Source organism: Methylomonas sp. BW4-1 (assembly GCF_052474385.1).
The window spans coordinates 3,701,032-3,723,910 of record NZ_CP184125.1 but is presented as its reverse complement, the minus strand read 5'-3'; the positions used below and the strand labels follow the sequence as shown (position 1 = coordinate 3,723,910).

Sequence of the window (22,879 nt, the reverse complement as noted above, 5' to 3'; positions counted from 1 at the left end):
GCTGTATTGATCTGTGATCGCGCAGATTCCTTTATTGCTTATTAAACATTGCATATTCGGAGTAGTTAAGAATGGCCACGATCAATCAATTGGTCCGTAAGCCTCGTGCTAAAAAATTAGAAAAGACTAACGTTCCGGCGTTGGAGGCTTGTCCGCAAAGGCGCGGGGTTTGTACCAGGGTTTACACCACAACCCCGAAAAAGCCGAACTCGGCTTTGCGTAAGGTTGCTAGGGTGCGGCTGACCAATGGAGCCGAAGTAAGTAGCTATATCGGTGGTGAAGGGCACAATCTTCAGGAGCACTCTGTGGTGCTGATTCGGGGTGGTCGTGTGAAAGATTTGCCTGGTGTGCGTTATCACGTGGTTCGGGGGAGTCTCGATACTTCTGGTGTTAAGGATAGAAAATGTGGTCGCTCCAAATATGGCGCGAAAAGGCCTAAGAAATAAAGGTTGATAACAGATGTCAAGAAGAAGAGTTGCTGCAAAAAGAGTCATCAATCCAGATCCGCGTTTTGGTAGCGATATGCTGTCAAAATTCATGAACATGATTATGGAGGATGGTAAGAAGTCTGTCGCTGAGAAAATTGTTTACGGTGCATTGGACGTGATTGAAGGTAAGGGTCATAAAGAGTCTCTAGATTTGGTTGCAAAAGCACTGGAAAACGTTCAGCCGCGCGTTGAGGTTAAGTCTCGCCGGGTTGGCGGTGCTACTTATCAAGTGCCTGTTGAAGTGCGTCCTGCCAGAAGGTTGGCGCTGTCGATGCGCTGGTTGATTGATGCGGCGCGTAAGCGTAACGAAAGAACTATGGCGGCTAAGTTGGCGGGTGAGTTGTTGGATGCCTCTGAGGGTCGAGGAGCGGCTGCAAAGAAACGCGAAGACACGCATAGAATGGCTGAAGCTAATAAAGCGTTTGCTCATTATCGCTGGTAAGAAAAGTTAAGCAGGGTAGTTGTTGTGGCTCGTAAGACGCCTATAGAGCGTTATCGTAATATAGGTATTATGGCGCATATAGATGCCGGAAAAACAACCACGACCGAGCGGATACTGTTTTACACTGGGGTTTCGCACAAGATGGGCGAGGTCCATGATGGTGCTGCGACAATGGATTGGATGGAGCAAGAGCAGGAGAGGGGTATAACAATCACTTCTGCTGCGACTACGTGCTTCTGGTTGGGAATGGAAAAGCAATACCCGGAGCATCGAATTAATATTATAGATACGCCTGGGCATGTCGATTTCACTATAGAAGTGGAGCGGTCTTTGCGTGTTTTGGATGGTGCGTGCGCTGTTTTTTGTGCGGTGGGTGGGGTGGAGCCTCAGTCGGAAACGGTCTGGCGCCAGGCAAACAAATACCATGTGCCAAGGCTGGCATTTGTAAACAAGATGGATCGTTCCGGCGCAAATTTTTTGCGCGTCGTCGAGCAAATTAAATCTAGGCTTGGTAGCAATGTAATTCCAATGCAATTGCCGATCGGGGCGGAAGAGAGCTTTAAAGGCATTGTGGATTTGCTGAAAATGAAGGCAATCTATTGGGAAGATGCCAACATGGGTGTGAGTTTTACGGAAACGGAAATTCCAGCAGAAATGGAAGAATCTGCTGTAAATTGGCGCGAGCGAATAATTGAAGCTGCTGCAGATGCTTCCGAAGAATTAATGGATAAATATCTTGAAAAAGGTGTTTTGACAAACGAAGAAATAAAACTGGGTATAAGGGCGCAGGTTCTGCAGAATAAGTTGGTTCCGGCTTATTGTGGGTCGGCCTTTAAGAACAAAGGTGTGCAGTGTGTTCTTGATGGTGTGATTGATTTTTTGCCATCCCCTCTCGATATAAAGCCCGTAGAAGGTCTGTCAGATGCTGGCATTAGTTCGACTCGTGGTGCTTCTGATGATGAGTCCTTCTCAGCGTTAGCATTTAAAATAGCCACTGACCCATTTGTTGGGACCTTGACATTTTTTAGGGTTTACTCCGGTTTGGTAAAGTCTGGAGATGCGGTTTTAAATGTCGGTAAAGGTAAAAAAGAAAGAATTGGACGCATTGTTCAGATGCACGCCAATAGTCGCGTCGAAATCAATGAGGTGAGGGCCGGCGAGATCGCTGCGCTGATCGGGCTGAAAGACGTCACCACTGGTGATACTCTTTGTGATATTGAAAAGCCAATTCTGCTTGAGAAAATGGAGTTTCCTGAGCCTGTAATCGCTGTTGCTGTTGAGCCTAGGACAAAAGCTGATCAAGATAAAATGGGTGCTGCGCTAGCTAAGCTTGCGCAAGAAGATCCGTCCTTTAGAGTGGGTAGCGACCCTGAGTCGGGTCAGACAATAATTTCAGGAATGGGCGAATTGCATCTTGAAATTATCGTTGACCGGATGAGAAGAGAGTTTAATGTTGCCGCAAATGTTGGGGCTCCCCAAGTTGCTTATAGGGAAACTATAAAGCGTGCTGTGGAATGCGAAGGAAAATTCATCAGGCAATCTGGAGGCAAGGGTCAATACGGGCATGTATGGCTCCGGTTGGAGCCAAAAGAGCCGGGCACTGGTTATGAATTTGTGAGCGAAGTGGTTGGCGGTGCTATTCCCAAGGAGTATATCCCGGCCATAGACAAGGGTGTGCAAGAGCAAATGGAAAATGGCGTTTTGGCAGGTTTTCCGGTTGTTGATGTAAAGGTTAGTTTATTCGATGGTTCATATCATGATGTCGATTCGAATGAAATGGCTTTCAAGATAGCAGGATCTATGTGTTTCAGGGATGGGGCTAAGACTGCAAATCCTGCGTTGCTTGAACCTATTATGAAAGTCGAGGTGGTAACGCCCGAGGATTATATGGGTGAGGTAGTGGGTGACATTAATCGACGGAGAGGTGTCATTCACGGAATGGAAGATGTTCCGGCCGGAAAGGTAATAGAGTGCGAAGTCCCTCTTGCCGAAATGTTCGGTTATGCCACGGATCTTAGGTCGGCGACTCAGGGCAGAGCAACGTACAGTATGCAGTTTGAAAGATATAACGAAGCACCTGCAAGCATTGCGGAAGCGATTATTAGAAAAGTATCTTAAATTTTTTACATATCAGGTATTGAATCATGGCTAAAGAAAAATTTGAAAGAAAGAAACCGCACGTAAACGTAGGCACCATTGGTCACGTTGACCACGGTAAAACCACATTGACAGCGGCATTAACAAAAGTTATGGCGGAGCTGCAAGGCGGCGAAGTTAAGGCTTTTGATCAAATCGACAACGCCCCGGAAGAACGTGCGCGCGGTATTACCATTTCTACGTCACACGTAGAGTACGAATCAGCCAACCGTCACTACGCTCACGTTGACTGCCCTGGTCACGCTGACTACGTTAAAAACATGATTACCGGTGCTGCCCAAATGGATGGCGCGATTTTGGTTTGCTCTGCTGCGGACGGTCCTATGCCACAAACGCGCGAGCACATTCTGTTGTCACGTCAAGTCGGTGTGCCTTACATTGTTGTGTTCTTGAACAAGGCCGATATGGTAGATGACGCTGAGTTGATTGAGCTGGTTGAAATGGAAATTCGCGAGCTGTTGAATCAATACGAATTCCCAGGAGACGACACGCCCATTATCGTTGGTTCCGCATTGAAAGCTTTAGAAGGCGAGCAAAGTGAAATTGGTGTACAATCCGTAGTTCGCTTGGTTGAAGCGTTGGACAGTTACATTCCTGAGCCAGAGCGTGCGATCGACGGCAAATTCTTGATGCCTATCGAAGACGTGTTCTCAATTTCAGGTCGCGGTACCGTAGTAACCGGACGTGTTGAGCGGGGCATCATCAAAGTAGGCGAAGCCGTCGAGATCGTCGGCATCAAAGATACCGTTCAAACAACCTGCACAGGTGTAGAAATGTTCCGCAAATTGCTTGATCAAGGTCAAGCGGGCGATAACGTCGGTGTACTGTTGCGTGGTACTAAAAGAGAAGACGTGGAACGTGGTCAAGTATTGGCGCATGTGAATACCATCAAGCCACATGCTCACTTTAAAGCAGAAATATATGTGCTGTCTAAAGAAGAGGGTGGTCGTCATACCCCGTTCTTCAACGGCTACCGTCCGCAGTTCTACTTCAGAACCACAGACGTGACCGGTGCAGTCGATCTGCCCGAAGGCGTGGAAATGGTAATGCCTGGCGATAACATCGCCGTTACCGTAAAACTAATCTCGCCGATTGCGATGGAGGACGGATTACGTTTTGCGATTCGTGAAGGTGGTCGTACCGTCGGTGCGGGTGTTGTTGCTTCTATTATCGAGTAATCAAGATGGCTAATCAAACTATCAGAATCCAATTAAAAGCCTTTGATCATAAATTGATTGATCAGTCGGCGGGTGAGATAGTAGAAACAGCGAAGAGAACAGGTGCCCAAGTAAAGGGCCCTATTCCTTTGCCTACTAGAAAAGAACGTTTTACTGTATTGATTTCACCGCATGTTAACAAAGATGCGCGTGATCAATATGAACTGAGAACTTACAAAAGGTTGCTTGATATCGTTGAGCCAACCGATAAGACTGTTGACGCCTTGATGAAATTGGATCTGGCGGCTGGGGTCGATGTTCAAATTAAGCTTAAATAGCAGCAAGTTATAATTTAGAGGGATTGGCAGATGTCAATAGGTCTTATTGGTCGTAAATGTGGTATGACCAGAATATTTTGCGAAGATGGCTCTTCGGTACCAGTTACCGTACTTCATGTAGACTCCAATAGAGTCATACAGGTGAAGAGCGTTGAAACTGATGGTTATCGCGCTATTCAGGTAGCGGCGGGTGATGTGAAGTCTTCAAAAGTCAACAAAGCAATGGCTGGGCATTACGCATCTGCCAATGTGACCGCTGGACGTGGTTTGTGGGAATTTAGACTGAGCGAGAGCGAAGCCGCCGAGTTTTCGGCAGGTGCGGAGTTAAAAGTTAACGTGTTTGAGGCTGGGCAGGTAGTAGATGTGTCCGGTACAAGTATCGGTAAAGGCTTTGCAGGTACTGTTAAGCGCCATAACTTCAGAACGCAAGACGCGACGCACGGTAATTCACGCTCCCATCGGGTGCCTGGATCTAGTGGTATGAACCAAACTCCGGGCCGCGTGTTTAAGGGTAAAAAAATGTGCGGGCATATGGGAGCGGTTAAAACTACGATACAGAATTTGACTATCCATGCTGTAGATGCTGAGCGGAACCTGATTTTAGTCAGAGGCGCTGTGCCTGGTGCCAAGGGTGGTGATGTAGTTATCACGCCTGCAGTAAAAATGTTAAATAAAGGTTAATTTATGACTTTGCAAATACCTGCAATCAATAATCAAGAGTCTGTACAGGCGCTAGATGTCTCCGAATTAGTGTTCGGACAGGATTTTAACGAAACCCTGGTGCATCAACTGGTAACCAAATATCTTTCAGCAGCAAGAGCGGGTACTAAAGGCCAGAAGAATCGTGCTGCTGTGAGTGGCGGCGGCGCTAAGCCATTCCGCCAAAAAGGTACAGGTCGTGCGCGAGCTGGAACAACCAGAAGCCCGGTGTGGCGGACAGGTGGTGTTGCATTTGCTGCTCAACCAAGATCTTTTGATCAAAAATTGAACAAAAAAATGTACAAGGTTGGTATTAGATCTATTTTTTCTGAGTTGTTGAGGCAGGGTAGATTGGCTGTGTGCAACGACATAACGCCGGCAACACCAAAAACAAAAGACTTTTTAAGCAAGATAAAGGGTATCGATGCAAAAAGACTGCTGGTGGTTGCGGACGACCTAAATGAAAATTTAATTTTGGCAGCTAGAAATATTCCTTATATAGCGGTAGTCACTCCAAGTAGTGTGGATCCGGTGTCTTTGGTTTCAGCGGATAAGGTGATTGCTACGGCAACAGCGCTGAAACAGATTGAGGAGCGTTTGGCATGAGTATTGAGCAGATCAAATTAGCAAGTGTTTTGCATGCGCCAATTGTGTCGGAGAAAAGTTCCAACGCTGCGGACCAAAGTAATCAGTTTGTATTCAAAGTTAAAAAATCTGCAACAAAATTGCAGATTAAAAATGCTGTTGAACTGATGTTTGGTGTTGAAGTAGCTGCCGTTCGTGTTCTGAATGTTAAAGGAAAAGTAAAACGATTCGGACGAACATTGGGTAAGCGATCCGACTGGAAAAAAGCATATGTTAAGCTTCAGCCCGGTCATAACATTGAATTAGCGACAGCATAATACTTTAAAGCAAATAAGGAGCGGTAGAAGAGCATGGCTATTCTAAAATCAAAACCGACATCTCCGGGTTCTCGGTTTGTAGTGCGTGTACAAAATAATGATTTGCATAAGGGTAAGCCATTTGCGCAACTACTTGACAAAAAAAGCAACACTGGCGGTCGTAATAATCTCGGCAGGATAACCACTCGACATATTGGCGGTGGACACAAAAAATTCTACCGGATAGTAGACTTTAAGCGCGACAAAACTGATATCCCCGCATTGGTAGAGCGCATTGAGTACGATCCTAACCGAACTGCGAATATAGCGCTGATTCTTTTTAAAGATGGTGAGCGCAAATACATAATCGCCCCAAAAGGGATAGAGGTTGGTCAAGAGATATTGAGTGGAGAAACAACGCCGGTTAAACCTGGCAACTGTATGCCTCTGCGAAATATGCCTTTGGGTACCACAATTCATTGTATCGAGCTAAAGCCAGGAAAAGGCGCACAAATAGCTAGAAGCGCAGGAACCTCTGTTCAATTGGTTGCTAAAGACGGCGCATACGTCACTATCCGGCTACGCTCTGGAGAGATGAGAAAAGTTCCGTCAGATTGTAAAGGCGTAGTTGGTGAGGTCTCAAACTCTGAGCACAATCTTATTTCGTTAGGAAAAGCAGGTGCGAAAAGATGGCGCGGTGTTAGACCTACTGTTAGAGGTGTGGCGATGAACCCCGTAGATCACCCTCATGGTGGTGGTGAAGGCAGAACCTCGGGTGGAAGGCACCCTGTTTCTCCTTGGGGAACACCAACAAAAGGCTATAAAACTCGAAAAAACAAACGTACTGATAATATGATTGTCAGACGCCGTAAGCAAAAATAAGAGGTATTTGACGTGCCACGTTCAATTAAAAAAGGTCCATTTATAGATCATCACTTGCTTAAAAAAGTCGAAGAAGCGGTGAGAGCGAATAATAGGAAACCGATTAAAACCTGGTCTAGAAGGTCAATGATCAGCCCTGATATGCTGGGATTGACTATTGCGGTACATAATGGGAAGCAGCATGTGCCGGTATTGATTTCAGAAAATATGGTCGGGCATAAGCTGGGTGAGTTTTCACCTACAAGGACTTATAAAGGCCATATAGCAGACAAGAAATCAAGATAAGGAGTGAATGTGGAAGTTTCGGCTAAATTAAGTAATGCTCCTCTTTCTGCGCAAAAAGCACGGCTTGTGGGGGATCAAATACGCGGGTTACCTGTTGAAAAAGCATTGAATTTGCTTAGTTTCAGCTCTAAGAAAGCTGCTGCGATAATCAAAAAAGTTCTAGAGTCGGCAATAGCTAACGCGGAACATAACGAAAGTGCGGACGTTGACGAATTAAAGGTTTCGACTGTATTCGTTAATGAAGGCAGAACGTTAAAGAGAGTTAGCGCAAGGGCGAAAGGACGTGCAAATCACATCCTAAAAAGAACTTGTCATATAACAATTAAAGTAGCAGAGAAATAGAGGTAGCAAATGGGACAAAAGGTACATCCCACTGGGATTCGTCTCGGGATAGTAAAAGATTGGACTTCGAGATGGTATGCAAATAGCCAGAATTACCCTGTATTTCTATTGCAGGATTTGAAGGTTAGAGAATATATCAAACAAAAGTTAGCTCACGCATCTGTTAGCAGGGTGCAAATAAATCGCCCTGCGAATAACGCCAATATTACTGTGCACACCGCTCGTCCTGGGATTGTGATAGGGAAAAAAGGCGAAGATATCGATGTGTTAAGGCAGAGCATATCCGCGATGATGGGTGTTCCTGTCCAATTAAACGTCGAAGAGATTCGTAAGCCAGAGCTTGATGCGTATTTAGTCGCTGAAAGCATAGCGCAGCAGCTAGAAAAGCGGATCATGTACCGCCGAGCCATGAAGCGAGCTGTGACGAACACCATGCGTTTAGGCGCTGAGGGTATAAAGATCACTGTTGCTGGCAGGCTAAATGGAGCTGAAATTGCCAGAACGGAATGGTATCGCGAAGGTCGTGTGCCGCTTCATACATTGCGTGCTGATATTGATTACGGAACCGCTGAAGCGAAAACCACTTACGGAATTATCGGTATAAAGGTTTGGATATTTAAGGGTGAGGTATTTGATATGGATGCTCATGCAGCATCATTAAACACCGACTCAAAAAAATAGTTGAAGGGGTATATAAGAGATGCTTCAGCCAAAAAGAACAAAATTTCGCAAACAACATACCGGTAGAAATAACGGTACGGCATTGCGTGGTTCGTCAGTGAGCTTCGGGGAGTATGGTTTGAAGTCAGTTAGCCGTGGTAGAATGACCGCCCGGCAAATTGAGGCCGCGAGGAGAGCCATTAGTCGTCACGTGAAACGTGGTGGGAAAATTTGGATCAGAATTTTTCCAGATAAACCTATTACGAAAAAACCATTAGAAGTTCGTATGGGTAAAGGTAAAGGTAGTGTAGAATACTGGGTTGCTCAGATCAAACCCGGCACGATGCTGTTTGAAATTGAGGGTGTTTCCGAGGAATTAGCGCGAGAGGCCTTTGAACTGGCCGCTGCTAAGCTGCCGGTGAAAACTACGTTCTCTACACGGACAATAATGTAATGAAAGCGAAAGATTTAAGAAGCAAAACAAAAGAAGAGTTGAATTCCAATCTTTTGGAGTTGTCTCGCGAACAGTTCAATTTGAGAATGCAAAAGGGAACTGGGCAGCTTAGCAAGTCGAGTCAAATTAAGCAGGTGAGGCGAGACATTGCCCGCATTAGTACTATTCTAAGTGAAATGGCAAGAGTATAGATATGAGCGAAAATCTAGATACTGTACGTAAGGTAACCGGTCGTGTTGTTAGCAATAAAATGGATAAGACTGCTTCGGTTTTGGTTGAGCGTCTGGTTAAGCACCCTGTGTACGGAAAGTATATAAAGCGATCCACTAAGCTTCTCGTTCACGACGAAAACAATATATGCCAAGAAGGCGATGTGGTTTCTATTACCTCGTGTCGTCCTATTTCTAAGAATAAGGCATTCAAGCTGTTGGAAGTCTTAGAAGCTGCCAATAGATAATCAATAATTTTAGTTGGGATTTTAAAAATGATTCAGATGCAAACTAGCCTTGACGTCGCCGATAACAGTGGCGCAAAAAAGGTCATGTGTATCAAGGTCCTTGGAGGTTCGCACCGCCGCTACGCTGGCATTGGCGACATCATCAAGGTGAGCGTCAAAGACGCAATGCCGCGTACTAGGGTTAAAAAAGGCGATGTATATAATGCCTTGGTTGTAAGAACTCGTAAAGGTGTTCGTAGGGCCGATGGTTCGGTTATACGCTTTGACGGTAATGCCGCCGTAATTTTAAATAACCAACTACAACCAATTGGTACTCGTATCTTTGGGCCGGTTACTCGTGAATTAAGAGGCGATAAATTCATGAAGATTATCTCTCTAGCGCCAGAAGTATTGTAGAGGTCCAAAGATGCAAAAGATTAAGCAAGGCGATGAAGTCGTCGTAATAGTTGGAAAAGATAAAGGCAAGCTAGGGAAAGTTAGTAAGGTGCTTGAAGGCCACAAGATATTAGTCGAAGGTATTAACTTAGTTAAGAAGCATCAGCGAGGTAACCCAAATCTCGGTGTTTCTGGTGGTATTGTTGATAAAAACATGCCAATTGACATTTCAAATGTTGCTTTATTTAATCCAAAAACAAAAAAAGGCGACAGAGTGGGTTTTAGAATTCTTGATGATGGGAAAAAAGTCAGATTTTTTAAATCTACGAACGAAAACGTTGGTCTCTAAGGTAATAAGGCTATGGCTAGACTACAAAGTAAATATAAAACCGAAATTGTTCCTGCTTTGCAGGAGCAATTTGGCTACAAAACAATAATGCAAGTCCCTAAGCTCACCAAAATAACGCTTAATATGGGCGTTGGCGGGGCTATTGCAGACAAAAAGGTCCTGCAGTCCGCTGTTTCTGATATGGAAAAAATATCAGGACAAAAGGCAGTGATTACATTGGCTAGAAAATCTATTGCTGGGTTTAAGATTCGCGACGACATGCCAATCGGTTGTAAGGTTACTTTACGCGCCGATAAAATGTATGAATTTCTGGATAGATTAATCACGATCTCAATACCTAGAATACGTGATTTTAGAGGTATGAGTTCTAAGAGCTTCGATGGTCGTGGTAACTACTCTATGGGAATTAAAGAACAAATTATTTTCCCTGAAATAGATTATGACAAGATTGATGCGCTCCGTGGTATGGATATTTGTATCACAACAACCGCTAAAACAGATGAAGAAGGTTTAGCGCTGTTGAAATTATTCAATTTTCCATTTAAAAACTAAGGCGTATCGACATGGCTAAAAAATCAATGATTGCGCGCGAAGTAAAGCGTGAAGGCTTGATAAAAAAATATCAGGCAAAGAGAAGTGAATTAAAAGAGATAATCAGGTCTCCGAATAGCTCCTTTGAAGAGAAAGAGAGCGCTCAAGTTCAACTTCAAAAACTACCTAGAGACTCCAGTCAGTCCAGATTGCGTAATAGATGCAATCTGACAGGGCGTCCTCATGGATACTACAGAAAATTTGGTCTTAGTAGAAATAAATTGAGGGAAGCCACAATGCGTGGCGACGTGCCCGGTTTATCAAAGGCTAGCTGGTAGTTCTGTTTAAGTTTTGGAGAATTGAAAAATGAGTATGACAGATCCAATAGCAGATATGCTAACCAGAATTAGAAATGGTCAATCTGCTGGCAAAAAGAGTGTAAAAATCCCTTCATCGAAGTTAAAGCTGGCTATCGCTAAGGTATTGAAAGATGAGGGATATATTACTGATTTTAAAACCGAAATTACCGGGTGTCATACAGAAATGACCGTTGAGCTAAAGTATTACAACGGGCTTCCTGTTATAGAGAGCGTTAAGCGAGTTAGCCGTCCCGGGCTTAGAATATACAAGTCTAAAGACGAGTTGCCGAAAGTGTTAGGTGGTCTAGGCATAGCCATAGTTTCAACCTCTAATGGTGTGATGACTGATCGCGCTGCGCGTGCAATAGGGCATGGCGGCGAAGTCATTTGCACTGTCTGTTAATTAAAGAGGTATATCATGTCTAGAGTAGCTAATGCGCCTATAACTTTGCCGTCAGGCGTTGATGTAAGAGTTGACGGCAAGCAAATGATAGTTAACGGTAAACTTGGTCGGCTTGCGTTTGATCTGTGCGACGCAGTTGATCTTGAAATCGAATCTAACGTAATCAGAATCAAATGGGACGATAGTGTAAAAGGTGCTAAGGCCCACGCAGGTACAGCTAGGGCGTCAATTAACAATATGGTAAAAGGCGTCTCCGAGGGATTCGTCAAAAAGATGTTGTTGGTTGGGGTTGGTTATAGGGCGCAAGTTAAAGACAATCTTTTAACTTTGTCCTTGGGTTATTCAAATCCTGTCGAATATTTAATTCCCGAAGGCGTAACCGTTGAAGCGCCAACGCAAACAGAGTTGCATGTGAAGAGCAGTGACAAGCAGAAAGTCGGCCAAGTCGCATCTGAGATCAGAGCTTTTCGCCCGCCTGAGCCTTACAAAGGGAAGGGTGTGAGAATAGCCGACGAATACGTGGCTAGAAAAGAAGCCAAAAAGAAATAGGTGAAGTGATGGATAAGAAGTCATCGAGATTAAAAAGAGCGTTGAGATTGCGCTGCAAAATCAAGAAGTTAAATGTAAATAGGCTTACCATACATAGAACTTCCCAGCATATTTACGCGCAGGTTCTCAGTGTTGATGGTACAGCTACCCTCGCGGCAGCGTCTACACTACAACCTGATGTAAGGGCGGGTTTGAGTAATACTAGTAATATTAAAGCCGCTACTGAGGTGGGGCGTGTCGTTGCTGAAAGAGCGATTGCGGCTGGTGTAACTGAGGTCGCATTTGACCGCTCTGGTTTTAAATATCATGGCCGCGTAAAGGCGTTAGCCGACGCTGCACGTGAAGCTGGCTTGAAGTTTTAGGGGAATAGCATGGCAACAGCACCATCTCAAGGTAGTACAGACGGATTACAGGAAAAATTGGTTTCGGTAAGACGTGTTGCAAAAGTAGTTAAAGGCGGTCGAGTTTTTGGTTTTGCTGCGCTTACGGTCGTCGGTGACGGCGATGGGCGTGTTGGTTATGGCGTTTCAAAAGCAAGAGAAGTGCCTGTAGCGATTCAAAAGTCGCTTGAGCAGGCTAGGAAGAATATGCGCAAAGTGGCGTTGAAAGAAGGTACGTTACAATATTCAATTATGTCTAACACTGGTGCGGCTAAGGTTTACATGCAACCGGCTTCAGAAGGTACCGGAATCATTGCCGGCGGTGCTATGCGCGCCGTATTCGAGGTTGTCGGTGTGCATAATGTACTGGCTAAATGTATCGGTACGAGTAACCCGATCAATGTTGTGCGCGCGACAATTAACGGTTTGACCGCAATGCATGACGCTAAGAAAATCGCAGCAAAGCGCGGTTTATCTGTTGATCAAATAACAGGGTAAAACGATATGAGTGGCAAAAAATTAAGCGTAATGATGACAAAAAGTAAAAATGGTCGCTTAAAGAGTCATCAGCAGTGTTTAAAAGGATTGGGTTTGAGCAGAATCCGGCAGGTCGTTGAGGTTATCGACACGCCTGAAAATCGCGGGATGATCAATAAAATCGCATATATGCTAAAGGTTGAGGAAGTTTAATGTATCTGAACACAATACAATCTGCATGCGGCGCCAGAAAAAAGGCAAAGCGCGTTGGGCGTGGTATAGGATCTACTGATGGTAAAACCTGCGGTAGAGGTCATAAAGGTCAAAAGGCCCGTTCCGGGGGGTTTCATAAAGTGGGCTTTGAGGGTGGTCAGATGCCTTTGCAGCGTAGGCTTCCAAAGGTTGGCTTTACGTCCAGAACAAAGAAATTTACTGCCGAGGTTCGTTTGGCTGAAATTGATGCTCTTCAGGCTGATGTTGTAGATATTCAACTACTGATCAGTGAGAACATTATCCCGGTGTTTTCAAAACAAGTTAAAGTAGTGAATACTGGAACAGTTACTCGGTCTTTGGTTTTAAAAGGACTTGGCGTTACGGCTGGTGCAAAGTTAACTATTGAAGCTGCTGGTGGCAAAGTCGAGGCTTAAGTGAGTGCTAAAGGAGTTGATGTTGCTGCGGGCACATTTCGGTTTGGTGAGCTCAAGTCAAGATTGTTGTTTGTTTTAGGCGCATTTGTCGTATACAGAATCGGCGCTCATATCCCTGTTCCTGGGATAGATCCAAAAGCGTTATCAATAATGTTTGAGCAGCAGTCGGGTTCTATATTAAACATGTTTAACATGTTTTCCGGTGGTGCGTTGATGCGTTTGAGCCTGTTTGCGCTGGGTATAATGCCATACATCTCAGCGTCTATTATTATGCAGCTTATGACTATTGTTATACCTGCTATGGAGCAGCTAAAAAAAGAAGGTGAGTCCGGGCGTAGAAAAATTTCTCAGTACACTCGCTATGGCACCGTCGTTTTGGCGATGTTTCAATCGATAGGCATCTCGGTAGCCTTGCAAAACCAAACTGCGGGTGGTCTAGCTGTTGTTATCCAGCCTGGTATCAGTTTCGTTCTTATAACAACTATTACTCTAGTCACCGGTACGATATTCTTAATGTGGCTTGGGGAGCAGGTTACGGAAAGGGGGATAGGCAATGGTATATCGCTAATTATATTTGCCGGTATCGTATCTGGATTGCCTTCCGCAATTGGCGGAACCCTAGAGCTTGCGCGTACTGGTGAAATGAATGGGGCGTTTATTGTTGTGTTATTCGCTTTGTCGATAGTTGTAACGGGTGTTGTTGTTTTTGTTGAAAGAGGACAAAGGCGGATAACTATTAATTATCCAAAAAGGCAGCAAGGCAACAAGGTCTATTCGGGGCAGAGTTCTTTTTTGCCGCTAAAGTTGAATATGGCAGGTGTGATACCGCCGATTTTTGCATCAAGCATTATTTTATTTCCCGCGACAATAGCAGGATGGTTCGGGAATGTTGATGGCTTTTCTTGGCTTCAGGATATTTCGTCAGTGCTTTCTCCCGGTCAGCCTGTGTATGTTCTATGCTATGCGTTGGCTATTGTGTTCTTTTGTTTCTTTTATACCGCTCTGGTTTTCAATTCAAAGGAAACCTCGGAAAACCTTAAGAAATCAGGCGCTTATTTGCCTGGAATTAGGCCGGGGGCTCACACTACCAGTTATATCGATAAGGTAATGACGCGGCTCACTTTGATAGGTGCTGTTTACATCACATTGATATGTTTGTTGCCTGAGTTTCTGATCGTCTATTGGAATGTGCCCTTTTCTTTTGGTGGCACCTCTTTGCTTATCATTGTGGTTGTTGTGATGGACTTTATTTCGCAAATGCAGACGCATTTAATGTCGCAGCAATACGAAGGCTTGATGAAAAAAGCCAATTTGAAAAAATCTTAAAATTTCCAGGAGTTTGCCGTGAAAGTACGAGCTTCAATTAAAGCCATATGCAAAAGTTGTAAAGTAATTAAAAGAAACGGCGTTGTGCGAGTTATCTGTAAAGATGGCAGACACAAACAGCGTCAAGGCTAACTTGTTTTTGTGATTTATTTTGCAGGGTGATATAATCCTCTGTTTAACCTTATAGTACTGTTTTTGGAGTATCTGAATGGCTCGTATTGCCGGTATAAACGTGGCTGACCATAAGCATGCGGAGATAGCGTTGACTGCTATCTATGGAATTGGCAGGCAAACTGCTAGAAATATCTGCGATGAAGTTGGGGTTCAGCCAACCGTCAAGATTCGAGACCTTTCTGAGGATCAAGTTGAATCTATACGTAAGGTTATTTCTGCGATGACTGTAGAAGGTGATCTTCGCAGAGAAGTCTCAATGAATATTAAAAGATTAATGGATCTGGGTTGTTATCGTGGTATCAGGCATCGCCGTGGTTTGCCATTGAGAGGACAAAGAACCAGAACAAATGCTCGGACTCGTAAAGGTCCGCGCAAGTCAGTTACTAAATAAATACATCTAGATAGGCATTTTTGATGGCAACCCAGAATCGAGTTAAAAAGCGTATTAAGAAAGAAGTAGCGGACGGTATCGTTCATGTCCACGCTTCCTTTAACAATACAATCGTTACTATTACAGACAGAAAAGGTAACGCGTTATCTTGGGCTACATCTGGTGGATCCGGTTTCCGTGGCTCGCGCAAAAGCACACCTTTCGCAGCGCAGGTGGTTGCTGAGAAAGCAGGAGCGGTAGCTCAGGAATACGGTATGAAAAATCTGGATGTTATGATTAAGGGCCCCGGCCCTGGTAGGGAATCTGCTGTTCGCTCTTTGAACAGTATGGGGTTCAAAATTTCAAATATCGTGGACGTTACTCCCATACCTCATAATGGTTGCCGTCCACCCAAAAAACGTCGTGTTTAGGATAGTGGAGTAAATTTAATGGCAAGATATCTTGGTCCTGCTTGCAAGCTGAGTCGTAGGGAAGGTACTGATTTATTTTTGAAAAGCAGAGGTAAATCTCTGGAAAGCAAATGTAAATTAGAACAAAGACCTGGTCAACATGGCGCTAAGCGTACAAGGAATTCTGATTATGCTATGCAGCTCCGCGCCAAACAGCGCTTGCGCCGCATATACGGGGTTTTGGAAAAGCAATTCCGGAACTATTACAAAGCTGCTGACCTACAAAAAGGCGCTACTGGTCAAAATTTGCTTGATTTTTTAGAGTCTCGATTGGACAACGTCGTTTACCGTATGGGCTACGCTGCTACCCGGGCGGAAGCAAGGCAGTTGGTATCTCACAAAGCGATTTTGGTAAACGATAGGTTAATTAATATACCTTCATACCAAGTCGCTGCAGGCGATGTAATTAAGGTTAGAGAAAAAGCTAAGAGCCAACAACGTATTAAAGACTCGCTGGTTGTTGCCGAGCAGTATGGCTTTCCAGTTTGGGTGGAAGTTAATTCCAAAGAGATGAGTGGAACATTCAAGTCTGTGCCTGATCGCGTGGATTTAGGCTCTGACATCAACGAGCAGCTGGTTGTTGAGCTTTATTCTAAGTAATAAATAAGTCCAGGATTTAAATTATGCAGAGTTCTATTGTTGGCCTACTTAAGCCTAGACTTGTCGAGGTGATTAACGAATCGGCCAACCACTCGAGAATCGTTATCGAGCCTCTGGAGCGCGGCTTCGGGCATTCTTTGGGCAATGCTTTGAGGCGGGTCATGCTGTCTTCAATTCCAGGTTGCGCAGTTACAGAAATTTCTATCGAAGGCGTGTTGCATGAATTCACCACGATAGAAGGTGTTCAAGAAGATGTCATAGACATCATACTGAACCTTAAAAAACTTGCTGTCGTCGTTCATTCTAAGGATGAAGTGACTCTCACGCTGGCTAAATCGGGTGTTGGTGTCGTAACTGCTCGGGATATTGAACTACCCCATAATGTGGAGTTAGTAAACCCGGATCTGATAATCGCAAACATCAACAATCAAGACTGCTCACTCAACATCAAGATTAAGGTCGAGAGAGGTCGGGGTTATGTTCCTGCCAGTCTGAGGAAAGAGATGAATGACGACGCGCCGGTCGGTGTGTTAATGGTTGATGCGGCGTTTAGTCCTATAGTAAAGGTCGCTTATCATGTAGAAAGCACTCGTGTCGAACAACGCACTAATCTGGATAGGCTCGTTATAGAATTGGAGACAAATGGTACGGTTGATCCTGAGCAGGCGATCAAATTAGCCGCTTCGATTCTTCATGACCAGTTATCTGTGTTCGTAGATTTTGAAAAAGTTAACGAACAGATACATGAGGAAGTAGCAATTGAGGAAGAGTCGTTCGATCCAGTCCTGCTACGTCCTGTAGATGATTTGGAGTTGACGGTTCGTTCTGCCAACTGCCTAAAGGCGGAAAACATTTTCTATATCGGCGATCTGATTCAGCGGACCGAAGTGGAGTTGTTGAGGACACCTAATCTGGGTAAGAAGTCGTTAACGGAAATTAAAGATATTCTTGCAATTAAAGGTCTGTCATTGGGTATGCGCTTGGAAAACTGGCCACCTGAAAATCTGGCTGATCAATCGCAAGCTGGAATTTGAATATAAGGCATTTGAAAAATGAGACACCGTAAATCTGGAAGACAGTTAAATAAAAATAGTAGCCACAGAAAAGCGCTATTTAGCAACATGGCGTGCTCTTTGTTTAGACACGAGTTAATCAAGACAACGTTACCAAAGGCAAAGGAGTTGCGCGTGATCGCCGAGCCTTTGATTACATTATCTAAAAACGACTCTGTCGCGAAACGTCGCCAGGCGTTCTCTAAGTTGCGTGATAGAGATGTTGTAACGAAATTATTTAACGAGCTTGGTCCAAGGTATCAATCCAGAAACGGTGGGTATTTGAGGATTATTAAGTGCGGATTTCGGCCTGGTGATGACGCACCTATGGCTTATGTCGAGTTGGTAGATAGGCCAGAGCCTGTACAAACTGAAGAATAAATGCCTTAATATTGGGTTTGTAGCGGCAGATTAGCTAGACGGCTTCTCTGCCGTTTTTGTTTGTGTAATGTTCAGCGTTAATTTATATTCCTAGAATATATTTCTTGGTCTGCTTGTTTGGTTTGTTTTTGAAGTCTCTATTGTTTTGCTGTAAGTGGCTTCTGCTATTGCTGTGGTTAATATGCGCCAACTGTCCAGCTTTTGTTGAAAAGCCATCGCTGCATGCGCCGGGCTTGTAGAGGGTAATCGGTGGTACGTAAACCGATCTGTGCATATATAAGGTTGAACATGCTTTTGAAAGGTTTTTTCTGCAGTTAAGCCATTAAAGAATATATGCGTAATATAGGGGTGGTTTAGGAAAAATCCTGGAAAATCATTCGTAACAATACTGTTTTTGTCTATTTTTGCATCGAGACTGCTATTGTGCCGATGGCATGACTTAACTACATCCCATAGTGCAATGCCGGCTAATTTTATTGATTCTATTCTCGCTAAGTATGAGCTATTAGGATTGAGTTCCAGAAGTTTGCTTATGATAGGCCAAAATTGATTCTGTGGATGCGCGTAATATTGATTAGCCTCCAGTGATGCTTTTCCAGGGATACTGCCCAGAATCAAAACTGTTGCATCCGGTGAAGAGGCCGCTGAGAAGCTTGTTATTCGGTTCATTCTGCCAGAACGTGATCGGGTTTCATTGAGTGTTCGGTAAACTTGCTGGCACTAGTTTTATAAAATGCCCAATACGTCTAATACTCGGCAGCAATATGCGTGCTCATTGTCATGCATTAAAGATAGGCCGAGATGGTGGCCTTGGCTGACAGTCAGATGATGCATCAACAATATTGAGGAATATTGTGTTTCCATATAGTCGATACTAGCCTTTTGATGGCCCCATGCGCCATAGTCACAATGAATAATTCCTGCTAATTGTTTGTTGGCGTAGTCTTCAAACAGTTCTACACATTCTTCTAGTGACGTTTTCCTAGAAAGAGTGGCTGTTAAATCAATAACTGAGACAATTGCAGTTGGCACTCTGTAGGACATAGCGTCCAATTTGCCTTCCAGTCTTGGTAATACCAATGTCGTGGATTTACCTACGTTCGTGCTGGTTGGGATAATGGAAGACGCGCACCCACGGCCAAGTTGGGATGATGCGTGATAACCATCCAATACACGTTGATCTGAAAGTTGCGGATGGATAGTGATGGCTCGGGCGAAATTGATGCCAATGTGCTTATCAAGTACATGACAGATAGGAACCAGAGCGTTACCCGTGCAGGTACTGGCAGAGATGACGTCATGGTGTAATGGATCGTACGCCGAATGATTTACTCCGAATACCACACTGATATCGCAACCGCTGACATTCCAAGTGCAAAGGATTTTTTTAGCGACTTCCTGCGTTATCAATGAGCGGAAATCATGGATCGTGGCGGTGCCCGTGGCGTCAAATAATACATCAAGATCAAATTGGCGCAATACTTCCCAGCTGCCGTCATCGGGCGAACTACGGCGCCGGTCTACCTTCTGATAGCGAACTCTTTTGCCGTCTATGATTAAATCGTCGCCATCGCAATCTACATTAAATGGGGGGCGGCCATAGGTGCTATCGTTTGCTAATAGGTAAGCAACGTGATCGATAGCCATTACGTCACAGACTACACGTATATCGAATCTGCCGCCTTTTTCTTGTGCGAAATTTCCTCTTAATACCCCGCGACCAATTCTGCCTAAACCCACGATCCCAATGTTAAGGCTCATTGTTGAAAATCCCCGCTTCGATAGTGCTTTGCGTAGAAACGCCAATTTCTCCTGTGGTTTGGAGAGGCCGCTGGTGTTGATTTGTGGTCATGGCGTTGGTTTCGTTATTATTTTCATGATAAGGAGCAGCAATGCTGAAAAACTAGAGCAACAAGCCGGACAAGTCAAGGCAAAGCAAAATATAGCGAACGGAGTTGCGTTTGTTTGGGTAGAGGCGGGAGATTTTGGCGTAGCCTAAAGGGGCGTTATTGAGGCTCGTCTTCGGATGTCACAAATTTTTCTGATAAGCGTAACAGTACGAACAAGGCACCTGTACCGCCAGCCTTGGGGGGGGCGGAGCAAAACGCCAGGACATCTTTATGTTGGCGTAGCCAGAGATTAATATCATTTTTTAAGACTGGCTGATTGTCCGTAGAGTTGTACCCCTTGCCGTGAATGATTTGTACGCAGCGATAACCGTCTTCAACGCAATAGTGTAAAAATCGTAATAGCTGCTGTTGTGCATCTCGGCTACTTAAGCCATGTAAATCTATATCGGCATCCAGGCCGTAATATCCCTTCCGAAGTTTTTTGATGACGCTTTTTTGCATGCCTGGCACCAGGAAGGCGATCTTGTCTTCTTGGAACAGGGTCTCCAAGCTACCCTCAACATCTTTTTGTAACGGATCAACCTGCTCGAGTGGCTTAAATGAAGGTATTGGCCGCGGTTTCTTATCAGGCTTAAGAATAACGGTATTGGTGTCTATGGTCTGGACTTTGCCGATCGAGTTTCGAAACAAGAGGACATCGTCTGCGGAAGTGGTTTTTTTTGTCACGTAAGCTGCTGGTTTTGCGCTTTTTTTGCTACTATGCGTGAATTTTAAAGCGTTTCACGGCAGTATGCACATACTAATCAGCAACGACGACGGTTATTTAGCGCAAGGCATCAACACATTGGCCGAAGCTCTGCGTCAACACGCCAACGTATCAGTAGTGGCGCCAGATAAAAACCGGAGTGCCGCAAGCAATTCTTTAACCCTGGATATGCCTTTGCGCGCCACTCAATGTGAAAACGGTTTTGTCAGGGTGGATGGTACGCCGACGGATTGCGTTCATCTGGCGATTACAGGATTATTAGCGAACGAACCGGATATGGTATTCGCCGGTATCAATCATGGTGCCAATCTTGGCGACGATGTGCTTTATTCTGGCACCGTGGCTGCGGCTACCGAAGGGCGTTTTCTTGGGCTGCCTGCGGTGGCTATCTCTTTAGCATCCAGCGACCCTAAACATTTCGATACGGCGGCACATGTGGCTGTGACAATAATGCAAAAAATCCTCGCTCATCCCTTGCCGGAAGACACTTTGTTAAACGTCAACGTGCCTGATTTACCGATTGCTGAATTAAAAGGTTATCAATCTACCCGACTCGGGCAGCGACACAAAGCGGAACCAGTAATACGTTCCCATGATCCGCGGGGGCAGGTTATTTACTGGGTGGGACCGCCCGGCAGCGAACAAGACGCCGGGCCAGGTACCGATTTTGATGCGATAAGAAACGGATACGTGTCCGTAACGCCGTTACAGTTGGATTTAACGCGATATGAACGATTAGAGGGATTGAGCGAATGGCTGGCAATGGAGGCGCTCGTATGAGTAGACGCATCCAGGGTATAGGCATGACTTCTCGGCGGACCAGGGAGCGGATGATTTCTAGGCTGCGCGAGCAAGGCATCTATAACAGTAAAGTCCTGGCGGTAATGTCTGACACACCTAGGCATATTTTTGTCGACGAAGCTTTGGAGAGTCGTGCTTATGAGGATACTGCCTTACCTATCGGCCACAATCAAACTATATCGCAGCCGTATATCGTTGCCAAAATGACGGAATTGCTATTGGAAAAAGGTCCGCTGCTCAAAGTACTGGAAATTGGTACGGGTTGCGGCTACCAAACCGCAATATTGTCGAAGCTGGTAGCGCAAGTCTATTCGGTGGAACGGATTGCGCCGTTGATGAAAAAAGCCCGGGATACCCTATGGGAGTTGGGTATCAAGACTGTGGGTTTTAAGCATAGCGATGGTGGCAGGGGTTGGCCGGAGCACGCGCCATATGATGGGATTTTAGCTGCCGCCGCGCCGGCGGAAATTCCGGAAGCCTTACTTGAGCAAATGGCTGTGGGGGGCGTGATGGTGATTCCGGTCGGGCTGGAAGGGATGCAGGAATTACATCGGGTAACCCGCACCGAGCAGGGTTTTGAGGATGAAGTAATAGAGCGGGTCAGTTTTGTGCCGTTTTTATCCGGTGTCAGTCAATAAATTTTAATCGTTTTATCGCGCCGGTTTTATTAGCCAATTGGCGTGTCCGGCGCGACAGTGATGAATTGGCTAGAAATTCAAATGCTGCTTACGTTTGCTGGCAATAAAACCCAATAAAGCAGAGCCAAATAGCCAAACGGCGGAAGGAACCGGCACAGCGGTTACCGAAACTTGCCAGCCCACATCTTTCAGCGCGGCGAGGTCGAGCTGCGTAAATACTTTGCGCGTGCCGACGCGCAAAGTAGGGTCCATGGCGGCTTCTTGCTCAATCCCGTTTACCGTGCTTTTGGTGCCCTCTAACCAATGAACCTTATCGCCCTCCAGTGGTACATTGCCGCCATAAGCCGCTACCGCATTGGCACCGGTAAAGCCGGAGCCTGAGGCTTGATTATCCCACGAGTCCGAACTGCCTAGGCCTAATAAGTGGCCTAACTCATGCAGTGCCACCGAATAAAAATCATTACCGCTGAATGTCTCCGTGGTAGAAAGATCCGTGTCGAAATACCAGTTTGCCGAACTGCTGAAGGTCAATTGACCACCCCATGGCGCAAAATCAGTTGCTGACGGTCCGGTCGTATTTGACTGTCCACGTTGTGCTGCATTGGTCAAAAAATCTTGGGTGCCGCTGACGCTGTAACCGCCATAGCCGCCATAGCCCAGGTTGCCGGCGCCCATGGTCTGTCCACCCACAAACACCGTGAGTGTGTCGGCTGCCACGCTGAAATTGCTCAGAGTCGTGCTGGCGCCGGTATCAGGACGTTGAAATACCGCGCTGAAATTATTGATGCCGCCGGATGTAATCGCAGTCAAGCTGTCGGTTAAGATACCTCCCAAAAACCCGCCTGCGGCATCCAGGATGTCTCGTCTACTTGCGTTGCTGCCGGAGAAAAATCCGCCGTCGTAGGTGTAGTCGAAATTGATGACGACTGCCTCTGTTGATTGGCTGGCGGCCAGCAACACGACGCCGGCTAGTGCGGATGGTTTAATAAGCATGAATTTAACTCGCTCAAGTTGGTTAATAATTGCTGCGGCGCCTGGTCTTGATTCAGACTCGACTACTTTACAGCGCTAGATCTTGTTCTCGGTGGGCGCATTCAGTAATGCAATGCACTGATGGTTGCCGTAGGCGGAAAGTAACA

Annotated in this window: 39 protein-coding genes; 35 read left to right on the top strand and 4 right to left on the bottom strand. The window is 45.3% G+C overall.

All coding sequences use genetic code 11. The annotated features are described in order from the left end of the window. Positions 1–71: 71 nt before the first annotated feature. The 32 genes from rpsL to rplQ all read left to right on the top strand — a co-directional run bounded on the left by rpsL (position 72) and on the right by rplQ (position 17,685). Positions 72–446: a 30S ribosomal protein S12 gene (rpsL, locus tag ACH5Y9_RS17320; protein WP_445366972.1), complete on the top strand. Its 375-nt coding sequence runs from the start codon at positions 72–74 to the stop codon at positions 444–446. A 13-nt stretch (positions 447–459) separates the two neighbouring features. Further along, positions 460–930, top strand: a complete 471-nt coding sequence (gene rpsG, locus ACH5Y9_RS17315; protein WP_020484799.1) for a 30S ribosomal protein S7 — start codon at positions 460–462, stop codon at positions 928–930. 24 nt (positions 931–954) lie between these two features. Continuing rightward, positions 955–3,048 carry an elongation factor G gene (fusA, locus tag ACH5Y9_RS17310; protein WP_445366971.1) on the top strand — a complete coding sequence of 698 codons (2,094 nt, stop codon included), beginning with the start codon at positions 955–957 and terminating at the stop codon, positions 3,046–3,048. A 26-nt stretch (positions 3,049–3,074) separates the two neighbouring features. Then, the gene (gene tuf / locus ACH5Y9_RS17305) at positions 3,075–4,265 is read left to right on the top strand and encodes an elongation factor Tu (protein WP_033156112.1); all 1,191 of its coding nucleotides are present in this window, start codon (positions 3,075–3,077) and stop codon (positions 4,263–4,265) included. Between the two features lie 5 nt (positions 4,266–4,270). Beyond that, the gene (gene rpsJ / locus ACH5Y9_RS17300; protein ID WP_020484801.1) at positions 4,271–4,582 is read left to right on the top strand and encodes a 30S ribosomal protein S10; all 312 of its coding nucleotides are present in this window, start codon (positions 4,271–4,273) and stop codon (positions 4,580–4,582) included. Positions 4,583–4,612: 30 nt separating this feature from the next. Next, complete coding sequence (gene rplC, locus ACH5Y9_RS17295; protein WP_205453359.1) at positions 4,613–5,263, top strand: 50S ribosomal protein L3; 651 nt, start codon at positions 4,613–4,615, stop codon at positions 5,261–5,263. A gap of 3 nt (positions 5,264–5,266) precedes the next feature. Continuing rightward, complete coding sequence (gene rplD, locus ACH5Y9_RS17290; protein ID WP_205453360.1) at positions 5,267–5,887, top strand: 50S ribosomal protein L4; 621 nt, start codon at positions 5,267–5,269, stop codon at positions 5,885–5,887. Positions 5,888–5,889: 2 nt separating this feature from the next. Beyond that, positions 5,890–6,183 (top strand): 50S ribosomal protein L23, encoded by a 294-nt coding sequence (rplW, locus tag ACH5Y9_RS17285; protein WP_171697812.1) that lies wholly within the window; start codon positions 5,890–5,892, stop codon positions 6,181–6,183. Positions 6,184–6,216: 33 nt separating this feature from the next. After that, positions 6,217–7,044, top strand: coding sequence for a 50S ribosomal protein L2 (gene rplB / locus ACH5Y9_RS17280; protein ID WP_084153317.1), 828 nt, complete (start codon positions 6,217–6,219; stop codon positions 7,042–7,044). Positions 7,045–7,056: 12 nt separating this feature from the next. Next, the gene (rpsS, locus tag ACH5Y9_RS17275) at positions 7,057–7,329 is read left to right on the top strand and encodes a 30S ribosomal protein S19 (RefSeq protein WP_081607975.1); all 273 of its coding nucleotides are present in this window, start codon (positions 7,057–7,059) and stop codon (positions 7,327–7,329) included. A 9-nt stretch (positions 7,330–7,338) separates the two neighbouring features. After that, a complete protein-coding gene (gene rplV, locus ACH5Y9_RS17270; RefSeq protein ID WP_033157220.1) occupies positions 7,339–7,671 on the top strand; it encodes a 50S ribosomal protein L22 in 333 nt (110 codons plus the stop codon). A 9-nt stretch (positions 7,672–7,680) separates the two neighbouring features. Next, positions 7,681–8,352, top strand: a complete 672-nt coding sequence (gene rpsC, locus ACH5Y9_RS17265; protein ID WP_205453361.1) for a 30S ribosomal protein S3 — start codon at positions 7,681–7,683, stop codon at positions 8,350–8,352. Positions 8,353–8,371: 19 nt separating this feature from the next. Then, positions 8,372–8,785 (top strand): 50S ribosomal protein L16, encoded by a 414-nt coding sequence (gene rplP / locus ACH5Y9_RS17260; RefSeq protein ID WP_033157218.1) that lies wholly within the window; start codon positions 8,372–8,374, stop codon positions 8,783–8,785. Next, positions 8,785–8,976 carry a 50S ribosomal protein L29 gene (rpmC, locus tag ACH5Y9_RS17255; RefSeq protein ID WP_033157217.1) on the top strand — a complete coding sequence of 64 codons (192 nt, stop codon included), beginning with the start codon at positions 8,785–8,787 and terminating at the stop codon, positions 8,974–8,976. The genes rplP and rpmC overlap by 1 nt, the downstream gene beginning before the upstream one ends. Before the next feature lie 2 nt (positions 8,977–8,978). Then, positions 8,979–9,242: a 30S ribosomal protein S17 gene (rpsQ, locus tag ACH5Y9_RS17250; RefSeq protein ID WP_171696508.1), complete on the top strand. Its 264-nt coding sequence runs from the start codon at positions 8,979–8,981 to the stop codon at positions 9,240–9,242. Between the two features lie 27 nt (positions 9,243–9,269). Then, positions 9,270–9,638: a 50S ribosomal protein L14 gene (gene rplN, locus ACH5Y9_RS17245; protein ID WP_013820378.1), complete on the top strand. Its 369-nt coding sequence runs from the start codon at positions 9,270–9,272 to the stop codon at positions 9,636–9,638. 10 nt (positions 9,639–9,648) lie between these two features. Beyond that, complete coding sequence (gene rplX / locus ACH5Y9_RS17240) at positions 9,649–9,966, top strand: 50S ribosomal protein L24 (RefSeq protein ID WP_445366970.1); 318 nt, start codon at positions 9,649–9,651, stop codon at positions 9,964–9,966. Positions 9,967–9,978: 12 nt separating this feature from the next. Then, positions 9,979–10,518 (top strand): 50S ribosomal protein L5, encoded by a 540-nt coding sequence (rplE, locus tag ACH5Y9_RS17235; protein ID WP_033157214.1) that lies wholly within the window; start codon positions 9,979–9,981, stop codon positions 10,516–10,518. Between the two features lie 11 nt (positions 10,519–10,529). After that, a complete protein-coding gene (rpsN, locus tag ACH5Y9_RS17230) occupies positions 10,530–10,835 on the top strand; it encodes a 30S ribosomal protein S14 (protein WP_033157213.1) in 306 nt (101 codons plus the stop codon). A 28-nt stretch (positions 10,836–10,863) separates the two neighbouring features. Next, positions 10,864–11,259 carry a 30S ribosomal protein S8 gene (gene rpsH / locus ACH5Y9_RS17225; protein WP_319960430.1) on the top strand — a complete coding sequence of 132 codons (396 nt, stop codon included), beginning with the start codon at positions 10,864–10,866 and terminating at the stop codon, positions 11,257–11,259. Positions 11,260–11,274: 15 nt separating this feature from the next. Further along, on the top strand, positions 11,275–11,808 hold the full coding sequence (gene rplF, locus ACH5Y9_RS17220) for a 50S ribosomal protein L6 (RefSeq protein WP_033157211.1): 534 nt from the start codon (positions 11,275–11,277) through the stop codon (positions 11,806–11,808). Positions 11,809–11,816: 8 nt separating this feature from the next. Beyond that, positions 11,817–12,170: a 50S ribosomal protein L18 gene (rplR, locus tag ACH5Y9_RS17215; RefSeq protein ID WP_445366969.1), complete on the top strand. Its 354-nt coding sequence runs from the start codon at positions 11,817–11,819 to the stop codon at positions 12,168–12,170. A gap of 9 nt (positions 12,171–12,179) precedes the next feature. Continuing rightward, positions 12,180–12,686: a 30S ribosomal protein S5 gene (gene rpsE / locus ACH5Y9_RS17210; protein ID WP_020484817.1), complete on the top strand. Its 507-nt coding sequence runs from the start codon at positions 12,180–12,182 to the stop codon at positions 12,684–12,686. A gap of 6 nt (positions 12,687–12,692) precedes the next feature. Continuing rightward, positions 12,693–12,878, top strand: coding sequence for a 50S ribosomal protein L30 (gene rpmD / locus ACH5Y9_RS17205; RefSeq protein ID WP_020484818.1), 186 nt, complete (start codon positions 12,693–12,695; stop codon positions 12,876–12,878). Continuing rightward, complete coding sequence (gene rplO, locus ACH5Y9_RS17200; protein ID WP_033157209.1) at positions 12,878–13,312, top strand: 50S ribosomal protein L15; 435 nt, start codon at positions 12,878–12,880, stop codon at positions 13,310–13,312. The genes rpmD and rplO overlap by 1 nt, the downstream gene beginning before the upstream one ends. Next, positions 13,313–14,638 (top strand): preprotein translocase subunit SecY, encoded by a 1,326-nt coding sequence (gene secY, locus ACH5Y9_RS17195; RefSeq protein WP_319960432.1) that lies wholly within the window; start codon positions 13,313–13,315, stop codon positions 14,636–14,638. It abuts the gene before it with no gap. 18 nt (positions 14,639–14,656) lie between these two features. Further along, positions 14,657–14,770, top strand: a complete 114-nt coding sequence (gene rpmJ / locus ACH5Y9_RS17190; protein WP_081607976.1) for a 50S ribosomal protein L36 — start codon at positions 14,657–14,659, stop codon at positions 14,768–14,770. Positions 14,771–14,846: 76 nt separating this feature from the next. Further along, complete coding sequence (gene rpsM / locus ACH5Y9_RS17185; RefSeq protein ID WP_020484821.1) at positions 14,847–15,203, top strand: 30S ribosomal protein S13; 357 nt, start codon at positions 14,847–14,849, stop codon at positions 15,201–15,203. 23 nt (positions 15,204–15,226) lie between these two features. Continuing rightward, entirely contained in the window at positions 15,227–15,613 is a 387-nt protein-coding gene (gene rpsK, locus ACH5Y9_RS17180; RefSeq protein WP_445366968.1) for a 30S ribosomal protein S11, read from the top strand. Between the two features lie 18 nt (positions 15,614–15,631). After that, the gene (gene rpsD, locus ACH5Y9_RS17175; RefSeq protein WP_033157207.1) at positions 15,632–16,252 is read left to right on the top strand and encodes a 30S ribosomal protein S4; all 621 of its coding nucleotides are present in this window, start codon (positions 15,632–15,634) and stop codon (positions 16,250–16,252) included. A gap of 23 nt (positions 16,253–16,275) precedes the next feature. Beyond that, positions 16,276–17,286, top strand: coding sequence for a DNA-directed RNA polymerase subunit alpha (locus ACH5Y9_RS17170; RefSeq protein WP_033157206.1), 1,011 nt, complete (start codon positions 16,276–16,278; stop codon positions 17,284–17,286). An 18-nt stretch (positions 17,287–17,304) separates the two neighbouring features. Further along, complete coding sequence (gene rplQ, locus ACH5Y9_RS17165; protein ID WP_033157205.1) at positions 17,305–17,685, top strand: 50S ribosomal protein L17; 381 nt, start codon at positions 17,305–17,307, stop codon at positions 17,683–17,685. Between the two features lie 90 nt (positions 17,686–17,775). Here rplQ and ACH5Y9_RS17160 read toward each other — a convergent pair whose 3' ends face one another. Beyond that, entirely contained in the window at positions 17,776–18,354 is a 579-nt protein-coding gene (locus ACH5Y9_RS17160) for a DNA-deoxyinosine glycosylase (protein WP_445366967.1), read from the bottom strand. 57 nt (positions 18,355–18,411) lie between these two features. Further along, positions 18,412–19,446 carry a type I glyceraldehyde-3-phosphate dehydrogenase gene (locus ACH5Y9_RS17155; RefSeq protein WP_101051804.1) on the bottom strand — a complete coding sequence of 345 codons (1,035 nt, stop codon included), beginning with the start codon at positions 19,444–19,446 and terminating at the stop codon, positions 18,412–18,414. Between ACH5Y9_RS17155 and ACH5Y9_RS17150 the strand changes: the two genes are divergently transcribed. After that, positions 19,433–19,684, top strand: coding sequence for a hypothetical protein (locus ACH5Y9_RS17150; protein ID WP_445366966.1), 252 nt, complete (start codon positions 19,433–19,435; stop codon positions 19,682–19,684). The genes ACH5Y9_RS17155 and ACH5Y9_RS17150 overlap by 14 nt on opposite strands. 7 nt (positions 19,685–19,691) lie before the next feature. Here ACH5Y9_RS17150 and ACH5Y9_RS17145 read toward each other — a convergent pair whose 3' ends face one another. Continuing rightward, positions 19,692–20,261, bottom strand: a complete 570-nt coding sequence (locus ACH5Y9_RS17145) for a Smr/MutS family protein (protein WP_445366965.1) — start codon at positions 20,259–20,261, stop codon at positions 19,692–19,694. Between the two features lie 64 nt (positions 20,262–20,325). Here ACH5Y9_RS17145 and surE point away from each other — a divergent pair, with 64 nt between their 5' ends. After that, positions 20,326–21,081 (top strand): 5'/3'-nucleotidase SurE, encoded by a 756-nt coding sequence (gene surE / locus ACH5Y9_RS17140; protein WP_033157202.1) that lies wholly within the window; start codon positions 20,326–20,328, stop codon positions 21,079–21,081. After that, positions 21,078–21,740: a protein-L-isoaspartate(D-aspartate) O-methyltransferase gene (locus ACH5Y9_RS17135; protein WP_445366964.1), complete on the top strand. Its 663-nt coding sequence runs from the start codon at positions 21,078–21,080 to the stop codon at positions 21,738–21,740. The genes surE and ACH5Y9_RS17135 overlap by 4 nt, the downstream gene beginning before the upstream one ends. Positions 21,741–21,809: 69 nt before the next feature. On the opposite strand, the gene ACH5Y9_RS17130 is transcribed toward ACH5Y9_RS17135, so the two are convergent. After that, complete coding sequence (locus tag ACH5Y9_RS17130) at positions 21,810–22,733, bottom strand: matrixin family metalloprotease (protein WP_445366963.1); 924 nt, start codon at positions 22,731–22,733, stop codon at positions 21,810–21,812. Positions 22,734–22,879: the final 146 nt, after the last annotated feature.

Bases quoted from the DNA above. Each gene is read 5' to 3' on its own strand.
- ACH5Y9_RS17135 (WP_445366964.1), top strand. From the start codon at position 21,078: ATGAGTAGACGCATCCAGGGTATAGGCATGACTTCTCGGCGGACCAGG.
- rplP (WP_033157218.1), top strand. From the start codon at position 8,372: ATGCTTCAGCCAAAAAGAACAAAATTTCGCAAACAACATACCGGTAGA.
- rpsG (WP_020484799.1), top strand. From the start codon at position 460: ATGTCAAGAAGAAGAGTTGCTGCAAAAAGAGTCATCAATCCAGATCCG.
- rpsK (WP_445366968.1), top strand. From the start codon at position 15,227: ATGGCAACCCAGAATCGAGTTAAAAAGCGTATTAAGAAAGAAGTAGCG.
- rplE (WP_033157214.1), top strand. From the start codon at position 9,979: ATGGCTAGACTACAAAGTAAATATAAAACCGAAATTGTTCCTGCTTTG.
- rpsE (WP_020484817.1), top strand. From the start codon at position 12,180: ATGGCAACAGCACCATCTCAAGGTAGTACAGACGGATTACAGGAAAAA.
- rplX (WP_445366970.1), top strand. From the start codon at position 9,649: ATGCAAAAGATTAAGCAAGGCGATGAAGTCGTCGTAATAGTTGGAAAA.
- ACH5Y9_RS17150 (WP_445366966.1), top strand. From the start codon at position 19,433: ATGTTAAGGCTCATTGTTGAAAATCCCCGCTTCGATAGTGCTTTGCGT.
- rpmC (WP_033157217.1), top strand. From the start codon at position 8,785: ATGAAAGCGAAAGATTTAAGAAGCAAAACAAAAGAAGAGTTGAATTCC.
- rplQ (WP_033157205.1), top strand. From the start codon at position 17,305: ATGAGACACCGTAAATCTGGAAGACAGTTAAATAAAAATAGTAGCCAC.
- rplC (WP_205453359.1), top strand. From the start codon at position 4,613: ATGTCAATAGGTCTTATTGGTCGTAAATGTGGTATGACCAGAATATTT.
- ACH5Y9_RS17130 (WP_445366963.1), bottom strand. From the start codon at position 22,733: ATGCTTATTAAACCATCCGCACTAGCCGGCGTCGTGTTGCTGGCCGCC.
- rpsJ (WP_020484801.1), top strand. From the start codon at position 4,271: ATGGCTAATCAAACTATCAGAATCCAATTAAAAGCCTTTGATCATAAA.
- rplO (WP_033157209.1), top strand. From the start codon at position 12,878: ATGTATCTGAACACAATACAATCTGCATGCGGCGCCAGAAAAAAGGCA.
- rpsH (WP_319960430.1), top strand. From the start codon at position 10,864: ATGAGTATGACAGATCCAATAGCAGATATGCTAACCAGAATTAGAAAT.
- tuf (WP_033156112.1), top strand. From the start codon at position 3,075: ATGGCTAAAGAAAAATTTGAAAGAAAGAAACCGCACGTAAACGTAGGC.
- rpmD (WP_020484818.1), top strand. From the start codon at position 12,693: ATGAGTGGCAAAAAATTAAGCGTAATGATGACAAAAAGTAAAAATGGT.
- rpsN (WP_033157213.1), top strand. From the start codon at position 10,530: ATGGCTAAAAAATCAATGATTGCGCGCGAAGTAAAGCGTGAAGGCTTG.
- rpsC (WP_205453361.1), top strand. From the start codon at position 7,681: ATGGGACAAAAGGTACATCCCACTGGGATTCGTCTCGGGATAGTAAAA.
- ACH5Y9_RS17170 (WP_033157206.1), top strand. From the start codon at position 16,276: ATGCAGAGTTCTATTGTTGGCCTACTTAAGCCTAGACTTGTCGAGGTG.
- surE (WP_033157202.1), top strand. From the start codon at position 20,326: ATGCACATACTAATCAGCAACGACGACGGTTATTTAGCGCAAGGCATC.
- ACH5Y9_RS17160 (WP_445366967.1), bottom strand. From the start codon at position 18,354: ATGAACCGAATAACAAGCTTCTCAGCGGCCTCTTCACCGGATGCAACA.
- rpsL (WP_445366972.1), top strand. From the start codon at position 72: ATGGCCACGATCAATCAATTGGTCCGTAAGCCTCGTGCTAAAAAATTA.
- rplB (WP_084153317.1), top strand. From the start codon at position 6,217: ATGGCTATTCTAAAATCAAAACCGACATCTCCGGGTTCTCGGTTTGTA.
- rplN (WP_013820378.1), top strand. From the start codon at position 9,270: ATGATTCAGATGCAAACTAGCCTTGACGTCGCCGATAACAGTGGCGCA.
- rplF (WP_033157211.1), top strand. From the start codon at position 11,275: ATGTCTAGAGTAGCTAATGCGCCTATAACTTTGCCGTCAGGCGTTGAT.
- ACH5Y9_RS17155 (WP_101051804.1), bottom strand. From the start codon at position 19,446: ATGAGCCTTAACATTGGGATCGTGGGTTTAGGCAGAATTGGTCGCGGG.
- rplR (WP_445366969.1), top strand. From the start codon at position 11,817: ATGGATAAGAAGTCATCGAGATTAAAAAGAGCGTTGAGATTGCGCTGC.
- rpsM (WP_020484821.1), top strand. From the start codon at position 14,847: ATGGCTCGTATTGCCGGTATAAACGTGGCTGACCATAAGCATGCGGAG.
- rpsD (WP_033157207.1), top strand. From the start codon at position 15,632: ATGGCAAGATATCTTGGTCCTGCTTGCAAGCTGAGTCGTAGGGAAGGT.
- rplD (WP_205453360.1), top strand. From the start codon at position 5,267: ATGACTTTGCAAATACCTGCAATCAATAATCAAGAGTCTGTACAGGCG.
- rpsQ (WP_171696508.1), top strand. From the start codon at position 8,979: ATGAGCGAAAATCTAGATACTGTACGTAAGGTAACCGGTCGTGTTGTT.